Origin of the sequence: Pseudanabaena sp. 'Roaring Creek', from assembly GCF_001402795.1 — a bacterium.
Lineage (GTDB): Bacteria > Cyanobacteriota > Cyanobacteriia > Pseudanabaenales > Pseudanabaenaceae > Pseudanabaena.
The window spans coordinates 1-12,062 of record NZ_LIRE01000341.1 but is presented as its reverse complement, the minus strand read 5'-3'; the positions used below and the strand labels follow the sequence as shown (position 1 = coordinate 12,062).

Genomic DNA, 12,062 nt, shown 5'->3' with positions numbered 1-12,062 from the left:
TTTTATGTCTTAACTTATTTGGCTATAGCTATAACATAGGAATAATAATAAAGAGATTAAAAAAAGCTCTCTAATATGGTAGTCCTAAATCATTTATGAGAAAAATAGGGCTTCGACTGCGCTCAGCGAGCGTATCCCGATCGCTGAGCGCAGTCGAAGCCTCTCATAACTCATTTAGGATTGCTATATTCGGAAACAAGAGCCTAGGGCTTCTTGTCTATACGAATAATCACTAAAGAGACTGCGCTTCAGGATGGATCTGTGAAAGAAGGAATCAAAAAACTCATCACCAAGGGTTTGGTTAACTTTGTGGTACCTAGTCTCGTTCTCAGTGGTGGCATCAGCGCGATCGCAATTATCCCTTTGACTACAATTGCCCCTGTCAATGCCCAATCGGACGAAGAGATAAATATCCGCGTTTATAAATTAGCTAGTCCCGCAGTGGTCTCGATCCAATCCCAACTCGGCAATGGCAGTGGTTCGATCGTCGATCCGCAAGGCTTAGTTTTGACCAATGCCCATGTAGTACGCGGCTCTAGCATCGTCACGGTCATCCTCAGCGATAAGCGCCAATTTCGTGGGGTGGTAATTGCCAATAGCCGCAATCCCGACCTCGCCATGATTAGGCTAGAGGGGGTCACCGAAAGCTTACCCACAATTCAGATCGGCTCGTCGGGCGCGATCCAAGTCGGTCAGCGAGCTTTTGCGATCGGCAATCCCTTCGGTCGGTTTGCAGGAACCCTGACCACGGGAATTATCAGCCGCATCGATCGCGATCGCCAAAAATTACAAACCGATGCAGCATTGAATCCTGGCAACTCAGGGGGACCATTGCTCAATAGTCGGGCGGAATTGGTGGGGGTGAATACAGAAATTTTTACGACTAATTCTACTAATAGCGGTATTGGGTTAGCGATCGAGGCTGATACGGTTAAACAGTTTATTGCGGAAGTGCGCCAAGGCAAGATCGGTAACAATATTGCGCCGATTAACAGCCCCAAAGTTATTACGCTTAATGGTATTCCGCTTGCATTTACCCTAGGTGCTACCGACAATACTTTGCCCGATGGCAGCTATTACAAAGCCTACGAGTTTCAGGGGCAAGCAGGGCAATCGTTAGTGATTGAGATGCGGAGCAATGAGATTGACCCCTATCTGGTGTTATTTGATGCCAATGGTCGTAAGGTTGCCGAGGATGACGATAGCGGTGGTGGCAAGGATGCAAGAATATCCATTACCCTGCCCAGCACTGGTAAATATACGCTTTATGCCAATTCCTATGAAGTTGGACAGGTAGGTCGCTTTACGCTCGCAGGTTTGCTAGGTAATAGCCCGAATAATCAATTGGGCAATCAATTGGGCAATCAACAGGGCAATCAACAGGGCAATCAACAGGGCAATAATTTCATAGCTCCGTTACAATCTGATAATTTAGGAATCCTTTTGCAAAAAAATGGAGTCTTAGGATCGCAGAGTCGAGTCTTTGCCCGTGATGGTAGTCTCTTTGATGCCTTCAGTTTTAACGGACAGGCGGGGCAAGTCGTGAGTATCGAACTGGTTAGCTCGGATTTCCATCCCTATTTGGTGTTATTTTCGCCAGATAGTAAGGTTTTGCAAGAAAACGACGGTTTACCCAGTCGTAAAAATGCCTCAATGACACTCCAATTGCCCGTAACAGGTACCTATAGAACGATTGTTAATGCCTACGATCGCAATGGTAAAGGCTCTTATCAACTCATCGTTAAACGATTGCGATAGCTTGCTGATGGTTGAGTAATTTTGCGCAATTAAATATAAAACCTAATATAAAACCTAAAAACCTGTAGCGCACGCTGCGCGTTCGCTACTCTGAATTACTGACAATGGAGGATTGATTTGCTATGCGTCCAAAATACAACCTTGGATATTTAGTCTTGGGAATTAGTAGCCTGCTATTCGCACTGACACCTAGCGCCTATGCGGTAACGCCCGCATCAGTGAATCAAGATGCTGGTGTGGCTTGGTCAAGTATTGTTGAAAATCCCTTTGATGGCAAAATAGTTTATGACAAGCACTTCAGCGATGATTTTGCTTTTGTGACGAGCTGGTCAAAACAAGGGATTAACGCCACCTATACCGAATATTGGTCAGAGGTGGTCGGTTATCGTCGGGTTTGGAAGACTCGGAGCGTTCGGCGTGATGATCATTATGTTGACGAGCGCTATAGCGATCGCGAAGCCATCACGGAAAAAAGATCGCGATCGCGATCGCCGAAATCCTTGCTATTTAGCTATCAAGGTAAAATTTACACCTACAATTCTGGTGCTGTCGATCCCGAACTTTCGGCTATCTTAGCGAATTTTCCTGCGGGGAGTACAACTATACGTGCTATTTGGAATAACGATCAGACTTCGGATTTTCCCATTGGTTCGGGTACGGTAGACGCATGGAAAACTATCTTTAAAACCGATCCACCGCCGCCACGCTTTGGCAATTAATACCAAGTTAGGAAATAAAACCCAATAGAGAGTTGCGGCGCTTCGCGCCGCAACTCTCTATTGGGATTACTGACTATAGCAATTAACGCAAAAATAAAGGCGGCGCAAAGCGCCGCCTTTATTTTTGCGTTAATTGCTGATTATAAGGTTTGCTCGTTATTGGGGCGTGGACGGACGCGGCTAGGAGTCGTATCTGGCTCAGGCAAAGGGGTGTATTGATTGCCCGTAAATTCCTTGGAAACCCGCAAACGCTGACTAGCGATCGTAATTCCTGACTCGCGCACTAGTACCACAGAGATCCAGCGATCGCCCGAAGAAAAGGGCGCTTGACCGATCTTAAATAGTCCGCCTGCGCTGAGGGGACGTAGATTGATCGTATTGTCGTTGAGGTAATTCTTGGCTTCAACAGGCTCCTCGATCGCCGCGCCAAGCAACAAACTCGTGCCCAGTGGCTCCGTGACGATCGCATCGAGTACGTATTGGCGACCGACACCGATGAGTTCGGGAACTTTCAGCTTGACGGGTGGTGGCGCGTCCCCCGTACTTAATGAAGACTGCTCGGAAAGAATTTGCTGGGATACCACCTGTAACTGACCGTTAATATTTTTATAGGTCTGAGTTGAGATCAATCTAGCGTCTAACTTAAAGTTATCGTTCTCGGCTCCCTTGCCACCCTGCACCATGGTTACGGTTTCCGCCGTAATTAGGTCGCCTTGTTTGTCCCACTTCGAGATTTCGGTGTGATAGCGAATATTTTTATACCGTTGCCAGAGTTCGCCCAATACCTGCTTGTAGCGATCGCGATTTAGTCCATCGGAGTGGTTAAAGTTGGGAGCGTAGTACTTCATCACCCCCTCAAGATCCTGACTGCTGGCGGCTTTATCCAAGGCAAAGACGATATTCGATAGTTCGGGAGGAGCGGGCTTCGATGATTGAGCCGCAAGGACAGGATTGGCGATCGGCGCAATCGAGGCAACTACCGCAGAAACAAGTAACAGAGTAATTCGTTTGAACATGCGTAACTCTAATCAATAACCTGTAACGATACTAAAAAACAAGACAAAAGCGATACAAAAGCGATACAAAAGCGATACAAAAGCGATCGAAGAAAATGGGGATTTCCCTACTTTGCTCAATTGGTCAAGCCCATATGGTTAAGCCCATATATTTTTGAGAAATCTACGCAAAGCTTGGCTTTCTCAAAAATATACGCCTATTATCAACGCAAAACACTTTAAGAATGCGACAAAGTCAGAAATTGTTTCTCACTTATACGCCCAGATTGGTAAAGTGTCTCATTTATTTCTGAAATTTTTAACACCGCATGGGGGGAATATCCACTCTTTTGGATGCGATCGCATACTCCTGACTCGTGATCGATAAATACGACGATGTCGCGCACCCTTAAGCCGCAACTTTCGATTTTTTGCGCCCCTTCAATCGCGCTCTTGCCTGAAATCAAAATATCATCGACAACCACAATCGTTTCTCCTGCCTCATAATTGCCCTCGATTAAGCGTCTGGCTCCATAGGCCTTTACTTCTTTGCGCGGAAAAATGAGCGGGAAGTTTAATCTCAGGGCTAGTCCTGAGGCGGTGGGCAAAGAACCGTAGGGAATGCCTGCAATCCGATCGAATTGCAGATTCTGCAAGATTTCGGCATAGGTTGCGATCACTGCCTCAAAGACTTGGGGGTTGGAGATAATTCGCCGCAGATCGATGTAGTAGGGAAATATCTGTCCAGAAGCTTGCACCGTTTCCTCAAAGGTAATGCAGCCAATATCAAATAGTTGCAAAATTAGATTGGCATGGGGGTGTCTTTGGCGATCGATCAGGCACACATTGGGCATCCAGAGATCGCAAATAGGTTGCTGGCGATCAGTTGCAGCGATCGCCTGATTAATCTCATCCCTTAGCGATCGCACTAATACATCGGGTTCTCCCATAGCTAGAGCATCCTGATTAACGGGTAAGATTAAGCCGCCACCATTGCGATCTAGTCCTGCCTTGAGAATTGCCGCCAAACTAGCGCTCCTTTGCCCATTATCTCGACCTGCCCAGATACTTCTGGCTAGGATGAAGCGCTCAGGAGCCAGCGATCGCACCTTGGCTAGGGCATCGGGAACGGCTGCCCCTACCTCTAGGGCAAGATTTTCCATGCCAGCCCAAGCTTGACAATTTTGAACCACATTTAAATACATGGGTAGAGCCGTTCGCCGTGAAGTGGATGGAGATTTCAGCTCAGGGTGGGGATATTCCTGAAAGTCCTGTGCTGTGGCATTGGAGGAGTAGCAACTTACCAAAATTGCCTTGTCTGGATACATCAAAAAACGCGCGGCTAAATCCTGCCCGATATAGGGGCTTACGGTAATGGCATCCACCCCCCACTGTTCAAAGGCAGTTTTTGCCATCACTGAGCTGCTGTTGAGATCGGCGTGCTTAGCATCGAGAATAATCGGAATTTCTGATGGAATTGCCGCTAAGGTCTTGACTAATAGCTCTAATCCCCCTGCTCCTAAAGCTGTATAGAACCCTAACGTCGGCTTGTAGGCACAAACGAGATTTGAAGTCGATTGAATGATGAAATTCATCCATTCCCAGAGGTAGGCGATCGTGCGATCGTCACCCGCACTCATCTCCGAGTCATATTTTGCTCTATATTGGGTTGGCATTACCTCAGGGTTAGGATCTAGCCCCAAACATAAAATGCTCTGATTTTTGGCGATCGCAGTTCTGAGTTTTGCAGCAAAGCTCATAATTTCGGGCTGAGGTAAAGGTGGACATCTAGTTGAAAATCTCGTCTTCAGCGATCGCTTCTAGCTCATCGCTTTAAGAAAATATCACTCTTGCTATAATGCTCAATAAGAAAATGTATTCACAACTTTACAATCGTTACTACGCATGGCTACAGTTCAGTTTAAGACAGAGAGCAGTGCAGAACTAGAACTACTGCAAAAAATCAATCGAGCTTTACCAGCAGAATTGCAGCAACAATACAATGATTTAAGCGAAAAAATAAGATCGCAAACTATCACTCCCGAAGAACATCAAGACTTACTCCAGCTAATTGATATGGTTGAGCTAGCTGACGGAGATCGCCTTCAAAATCTTATCCAGTTATCGCAGTTACGGAATATTTCACTGGCTGAATTGATGAAACAGTTAAAAGTAAGTTTTGAGAATTAATGGGTTGCTTCACTGTTGCGGGTCATCATCGGGTGGATGCATTCTGGCTAGAACCCATTGTCGCCTTGCATTTTGAATGAAGGGTTCCTCACGACGAACATCATTCAAATCTAGACGATTACAAGTAGCGCGTCCAATGGAAGTTTTGCCAATGATCTCTAATCCATCAGATGACCACATAAAATGTGTAGACCATTTTTGCTGACGAGGATTAAATAGATCGCATTCTATCCCTGTGGTGGGATCAATTCCAGTAGTAAAGTTGTAGCGTATTTCATTACAGCGACGACAAGCCAGCGCAAGGTTTTCTATGTCATCGCTACCGCCAAGAGACTGAGGTTGAATATGATCGATTGAAAGTGGCGCAGAACTCAGCAGTTCTGGATAGTGACAATATTCGCAGCGAAATTGGGCGCGTTGTCTTACGGCGGTATAGACTGATTTAGATATTGGCATTGCTACTAGCAGCGATCGCCGCATTAATATAGCTAAAAATTTCGTCTAGCTCCCCGATCGCTTCTAGCTCAAGATTTTCTGTAGTCGTAAGAGTATCAGCCTTTTTCTTGTCGAGTAGGGTTTGAAGGCGATCGCCTAGTTCATCGGTAAATTTAAAGAGTGTGAGATGGTTGATTTGCTGGATTCGCATTCCTTTTGGGAGAAGGGATGATGGTTTTAGTAATGTACTCATAGTATTTCACTTTTTTATTTAGATGAATAACGAATTGTATAAATCTCACAAAATTTATCAGCCGTTAAATTGTGGTATATCAACCTTTCCCTAATAGCTTTCTCATCATTAATTTTATTTTCTAAACATATAGAACTAATAAAGTCAGATATGTTTTTACGCAAGAGATCAAGTTTCTCTATGTTAATAATTCGTGTGTTTGTTTTAAGGGAAGCATCAGAATCTAATATCACTGATGGGTGAATTAAAATAGGTGTAAAAATGCAAGTATGATCATAAGTGTTTGCAAACCACTCTCCTGAACCATTTAGCTGGTTACAATCACTTTTACTAATCTTGTCTGTAGTTGCTCCATTCTTACACTCAATAACAAAGTATGTTAGGTTTCCAACAGCCCATAAAACATCTGATCCCTTTCCAAAATCTTCCTCTGGTCGTTGACTATTAAATCCAATATAACGAGCAACTAGTTTTAATGATTCTTCAAATCTGGGAGCGGTTTTTGGCTTGAATATCAAAGAGTCAAACAGAGCCTTCATAGAAACGACTACTTTATTAGGCTCTGTATCAAAATTTTGTCTTAAGTAATCTCTACATAGTCTTGCTTGATCCATAACTTTTGATTCGAGCTTATGATATGAGATCCCGCTGATAGGCTTAGTTAGTTTTGGGTTATTGCTGACCGCTGACATTAACGTTTTTTGTGCTTCAACAGGATCATTAAAGTTAATATATTCGGCTAAACATTGCTTCAAATATGATTTGAGATTTTTATCTTCTGCAATATTTACAACATTTTTAAGCTCATTGATAGCCGCCTCAAAGTTTTTCACATATGCAAAATCGTATGCTTTTCTTAAACCAACTGTTATTAAATCGGGATTGCTTTGGATTTGATAAGAAAGTGATGCTAATACACCTTTACTTTTAAATACCCATTGAGGATTTCTATCTAAGCAATACATCATGACTTCTTTAATTTCATCTAAGCCTTTACCTCTAAGCTGATCTGAAATTTCGTCTGAAAGATTCTTTTGAGCTTTAGTAGCTGGAGAAAAACGATTTATTTCACCACCTGCATATAATTGACTAGTCAGATTTCGCCCCATCAAGAAAACAACACAGTAATCATCGCTTGATCTAACTCCTCGACCCATTCCTTGTTCAATCTTTTGAATTAATTGATTGTTTTTTCTTGGGCTTTCCATCAAAATACTAGTCTCAACCTTATCTATTTCTCGACTAATATTTGGTAGTTCATCAATTACAAGAAGTCTACACGCATCTTTAGGTAAGTCTATTCCATCATAGCGGTTTACTAGCACTACCAAACCAACTCTTTTCGGTTGTTTTAATCTTTCTATTCCTTCATGCAAATCATATTTGTCTAGAATAAGATCAGCTTGATCTTCCCAAAACTTAGATCTTTCATGTGATGGCACAATTACAACTACATTAATATTATGCGAAACTGCTTTGCAGAAGTTCTTGATTTGAGTATCTGTAATTTCTGGATTGATTACTTGAGGTAGAAAAATCATTCTATCGCCAATATCACCTGCCGTATCAGGTACAACTGCTTTGTTGATAGAATCGTCTGTAATGCCAAAGTGGCTGGACAAGATGCTATCATCCACCAAAGTTGCTGTCATAAAAATTCTTCTTTGAGCATTTGTAATGCTGGGAATGATATGAATTGGGATGAAGTGTGGAGTAATCTCTATCTTTTTTGAGCTAACAACACATCTTGATAAATGCAATGATTCTTTTATCAATGACCATACGAATGTTAGCCAGTTATCATTTTTGTCCTTTTTGTAATCTTTATATTTTATTAATATCCTTAATATCTCTGGTACGTTGTTCTGCCATGTCCAGAAAGGAACTTGCATATAAGCATGAAGATTCTCTTCGATCTCAATAGCTTTTGAATCACATTGAGCGTGAAGTGATTCTTTAAAGCAGTTGTAGATGTCTTTATATGCAGGATTTGCTATGTCAATTGTTAGAGTGAATTGTTCTTCAACTGTATCTAGACAAGCATGAGCATCATCAATAAGAAGGCTCCCAATTTTAATTTTTCTTCCTTCATCACCAACTCCAAAAACAGATTTTCCATTAACTAGCTTCTGGATATTAACAACTAAAATAGCTTTGCCAGATAAGAATCTATGGGAAAGATGATCTTCAGTTACTTCAATCCCAATATCTTTAGCTTCTTTAGAAACTTGCTGTACTAAGTAATTATCAGGCACTACATATACTGCTGGACTTTTATTTTCGTTTAAGCAGCTTTTTAAAATGAGTAGTCCAACTATGGTTTTCCCACTCCCAGTATTCATCTTAATTACAAGATCTTTTTCATCTCTCCTTGAATGCCATTTTTCCCATACCTGTGTTTGAACATCTCTCGGATATTCAAATCTACCTTCTTTTTTATTTGGAAGAGCGGCAAATATTTCTCTAGGATGAATAGCTGTATCACTATTGTTACCACCGCTAAGTTTGTCAAAGTCAATAAGCATATATTTACTCTACTGTTTAAAAACAACTGTATTGCACCAAACACAGAAAAATCTAGAGCCGAAACTAAGCAACTTTACAAAAGATTAAAAAATGCTGTATCTATTTCATAGCCTAAGCTTTGAGCCATTTGCTGTAACTTAGCAGTGCTTTCAATACCGCGTGACTTGAGCCAGAGCGAAATAGTGAATACCTTCTGCATCACAAAAAGCTCCAGTGCTTCAGGATTGTATTGCAACACATAGCCATCACCTTCGCGCTTGAACTCGTGGGGAACTAGCATCGCGGCATAGCGGCTGAGTTCTGCACGCCAATCGAGGAGATAGCTAAACCAAGGATAGGTCGCATCGAGACGCACAAACCAGAGACGTACTTCTGAAATTTCCGATAACTCGCGAGGATCGCCATCTTCCTTATCCCAGACAAGTTCAATTTGAAAGGCGCGATCGCTTTCGGCCGTATCATCCCAATTTGCTAGCAACTTCTCGATCGCAATTTGAGCAGGAGTAATGTCTAGAGACTCGATACAGGCTTGATTGATATAGATAGTAGGCATTATGGATTTAGATAGAATTAAGTTAGGTTAACAACCTAAGGTTTACTTTTTCGGGAGATTCTCGCGAGGATCGAAGGATTGAATCTCTAACAACTGCTCGTATAGTTCGCGTTCGCGCTTGCTGGGAGTTTTGGGAACCACGATCTGGACTTCCACATATTGATCGCCAAAGGTTCTGGCATCCTTGGGGAAACCCTTACCAGAGAGTCGCAACTGTTGACCTGACTTCACCGCAGGGGGAATGGTTAATTTCACCAAACCGCTTAGAGTGGGGACTTCCACCTGTACACCCAAGACCGACTCACTAGGAGAAATGGGTAACTGACATCTAATATCGGAACCTTCAAGGGTAAAGAATGTATGGGGCTTCAGCGTAATTTTGAGGTAAAGATCGCCCCCCGAAGCCCCTTGTCCCTTGAGGCGAATTCTTTGTCCCGAAAGCACACCTGCGGGCATATTTACTTCTAGCGATCGCCCATCTTCGAGGCGAATCCGCTCACGACCGCCGACATAGGCGCGTTCGAGGGGCAACTCTAATACTGCTTCAGAGTCGCGGCGAGGGGTAGGGCGTGGTGGCGCTTGGGTAGTCGTGCGATAGGAAGATGCGCCTCCAGTATCTTGGGCGCGTTCGTTGGTGCGGAACTTACCTAATAATTGATCGACAAATTCTTGGAAGTCGTTATATTGGCTGAAGTCTACATCGCCCGTATAGCCGCGTTCAAAGTCAGGCGTGTATTGCTCGCGAGAAGATGGCGAACGTCCACCTTGACCTTGGAATCCACCTTGTTTCCAATATTGCCCAAAGCGATCGTATTGCTGGCGCTTGGTAGTGTCAGACAGGACTTCGTAGGCTTCACCAATATCCTTAAAGCGTTCTTCGGCAGCCTTGTCATTGGGATTGAGGTCGGGATGATATTTCCGCGCTAGCCTACGATAGGAGCGCTTAATTTCGTCAGCCGTAGCTGTCTTCGGTACACCGAGGATTTCATAGTAATTGCGAAAGTTTTGCATATTTCCCGAACTGCAAACAAGGAGATAACTTAGCTTACCTTATAGCAATCTCCAAACCCAGATATTTAGAGGCTGTATAAAGCGTTATACCAATTCACGAAAGTGTGACAACACTTTTGTGAATTAAACACCAAACCCAGTAAGGTTTTGAGATTTCCAAAATGGCGTTGCCATTTTGGAAATTGGTATTACTGATAAATATCTGGGTTTTAGATCCAGCTACGCAACCACATTAGCACGGGCAAATAACTCGATGAGATCGGTAAACCGATATAAATCGGCAACCAAAACAAAAAGGCGATCGCAATACTTACAAAAACGCCCGAACCGATCGCGCGGATATTGGCTAAGGGCGATCGCCAAGCTAGGGAAACTAAGAAAGAAAGTGCGGCAAAGGCAAAAACTGACGCAGGCATATAGTGGTAGAGGAATATGCACCTTTTGCTCAAGCTCCAAGGCAACCAATGGGCGGCAAAACTGCTCGTCACGTAGAACATAAACCAAAATAGCTGCGATCGCTTTTTCGGGTGCATCTGAGCTATGAACTGAGGCGGAAACCTTAGCCTTGAGGCGATTAAAAAGGTAAGACAGACTAGCAAGGCGATCGCGCTGAGCCAATATAAGATTGGATTGCCCATCGCATGGACAAATTCCACCATGCTATTGGGGCGCGTTTCAAAGAAGTAGGCGATCGGGCGAATTAACAGCACCCAGCTCCACCAAGGCGAGCAATAGGGATGAATTGGCTCAGTTTTACCCACACCTAAGTTTTGATGGAATCCGAAGATCTGGCGGTGTAGTTCCCAAATATCGCGTTCGGGATTGAGCATTAAATGGGGAATCCATTGCAAAAAATAAAAAGCGATGGGCAAAATAATTAACCCAATGATAATCTGCGGCAGGCTTAGTTTTTGGCGGTGACTAGACCAGATATAGGCAGCGATCGCTATTAACCCGATAATATAGGCTAAGCCCGTCCATTTAACGCTAAACGAGGCTCCCAGCATTAAACCCGTGACAAGCGTCCAAAACCAACGTTGGCGCGATCGCTTCAGGGCTAACACCATACATAATTGGCTCAGCATCCCAAATAGCAAGATATAGGTATTAATCAACCCATATCTTGACTCTACCAATAGCAAACCATCCAAGGCGACAAAACAACCCGTCAGCCAAGCCCAGTCGCGGCGATCGCTCAATTGCCAAATAAACTCATAGATAACTAAAGGCAATATCGCTCCTGCTAAGGCAGTCATGCAGCGATAGCCAAGGGGGGCATAGCCCAAAAGTTGAATGCCAAGGGCAATGATGTACTTACCTAAGGGCGGATGCGCGTCAAATAAAGTCTCCCCATGCAAGTAGTTTTGGGCAAATTTTGGGTAGTAAACCTCATCGAACACGATATCCGCTGTGCCATCCAAATTCCATAGGCGTGTCGAAAATGCAATGAAGACGATCGCCATTACTCCAAATACTGGATGTCCAGATAACCAAATTAGGCGATCGGACAAACGAGCGAACGAACGAGCGAATGGATTAATAATTAGGCGATCGATCCAATTACTCATCTAAAATTCTTGTTTAAGGAGTCTTCACTAACTTTTCGGCAATCAGTTCTTGAT

The 12,062-nt window shown here is 43.5% G+C and carries 11 protein-coding genes; 3 read left to right on the top strand and 8 right to left on the bottom strand.

What is annotated here, in order from left to right:
- Positions 1–213 precede the first annotated feature (213 nt).
- Together AC805_RS11655 and AC805_RS11650 are read left to right on the top strand one after the other, a co-directional pair.
- Complete coding sequence (locus tag AC805_RS11655) at positions 214–1,758, top strand: trypsin-like peptidase domain-containing protein (protein ID WP_231662704.1); 1,545 nt, start codon at positions 214–216, stop codon at positions 1,756–1,758.
- 122 nt (positions 1,759–1,880) lie between these two features.
- Positions 1,881–2,477, top strand: coding sequence for a hypothetical protein (locus AC805_RS11650; protein WP_055075598.1), 597 nt, complete (start codon positions 1,881–1,883; stop codon positions 2,475–2,477).
- A gap of 140 nt (positions 2,478–2,617) precedes the next feature.
- Here AC805_RS11650 and AC805_RS11645 read toward each other — a convergent pair whose 3' ends face one another.
- On the bottom strand, positions 2,618–3,493 hold the full coding sequence (locus AC805_RS11645; RefSeq protein ID WP_055075597.1) for a hypothetical protein: 876 nt from the start codon (positions 3,491–3,493) through the stop codon (positions 2,618–2,620).
- Between the two features lie 218 nt (positions 3,494–3,711).
- Positions 3,712–5,232, bottom strand: coding sequence for a bifunctional orotidine-5'-phosphate decarboxylase/orotate phosphoribosyltransferase (locus AC805_RS11640; RefSeq protein WP_055075596.1), 1,521 nt, complete (start codon positions 5,230–5,232; stop codon positions 3,712–3,714).
- A 145-nt stretch (positions 5,233–5,377) separates the two neighbouring features.
- On the opposite strand from AC805_RS11640, the gene AC805_RS11635 reads away from it, so the two are divergent.
- Positions 5,378–5,662 carry a hypothetical protein gene (locus tag AC805_RS11635; RefSeq protein WP_055075595.1) on the top strand — a complete coding sequence of 95 codons (285 nt, stop codon included), beginning with the start codon at positions 5,378–5,380 and terminating at the stop codon, positions 5,660–5,662.
- Between the two features lie 9 nt (positions 5,663–5,671).
- On the opposite strand, the gene AC805_RS11630 is transcribed toward AC805_RS11635, so the two are convergent.
- The 6 genes from AC805_RS11630 to AC805_RS11605 all read right to left on the bottom strand — a co-directional run bounded on the left by AC805_RS11630 (position 5,672) and on the right by AC805_RS11605 (position 12,008).
- Positions 5,672–6,118 carry an HNH endonuclease gene (locus tag AC805_RS11630; RefSeq protein ID WP_055075594.1) on the bottom strand — a complete coding sequence of 149 codons (447 nt, stop codon included), beginning with the start codon at positions 6,116–6,118 and terminating at the stop codon, positions 5,672–5,674.
- On the bottom strand, positions 6,105–6,350 hold the full coding sequence (locus tag AC805_RS11625; RefSeq protein ID WP_055075593.1) for a hypothetical protein: 246 nt from the start codon (positions 6,348–6,350) through the stop codon (positions 6,105–6,107). The genes AC805_RS11630 and AC805_RS11625 overlap by 14 nt, the downstream gene beginning before the upstream one ends.
- A gap of 14 nt (positions 6,351–6,364) precedes the next feature.
- On the bottom strand, positions 6,365–8,875 hold the full coding sequence (locus AC805_RS11620; RefSeq protein WP_055075592.1) for a DEAD/DEAH box helicase family protein: 2,511 nt from the start codon (positions 8,873–8,875) through the stop codon (positions 6,365–6,367).
- 74 nt (positions 8,876–8,949) lie between these two features.
- Positions 8,950–9,429 carry a CRR6 family NdhI maturation factor gene (locus AC805_RS11615; RefSeq protein ID WP_055075591.1) on the bottom strand — a complete coding sequence of 160 codons (480 nt, stop codon included), beginning with the start codon at positions 9,427–9,429 and terminating at the stop codon, positions 8,950–8,952.
- Positions 9,430–9,471: 42 nt separating this feature from the next.
- Complete coding sequence (locus tag AC805_RS11610; protein WP_055075590.1) at positions 9,472–10,440, bottom strand: DnaJ C-terminal domain-containing protein; 969 nt, start codon at positions 10,438–10,440, stop codon at positions 9,472–9,474.
- A 209-nt stretch (positions 10,441–10,649) separates the two neighbouring features.
- On the bottom strand, positions 10,650–12,008 hold the full coding sequence (locus AC805_RS11605) for a phospholipid carrier-dependent glycosyltransferase (RefSeq protein WP_055075589.1): 1,359 nt from the start codon (positions 12,006–12,008) through the stop codon (positions 10,650–10,652).
- Positions 12,009–12,062: the final 54 nt, after the last annotated feature.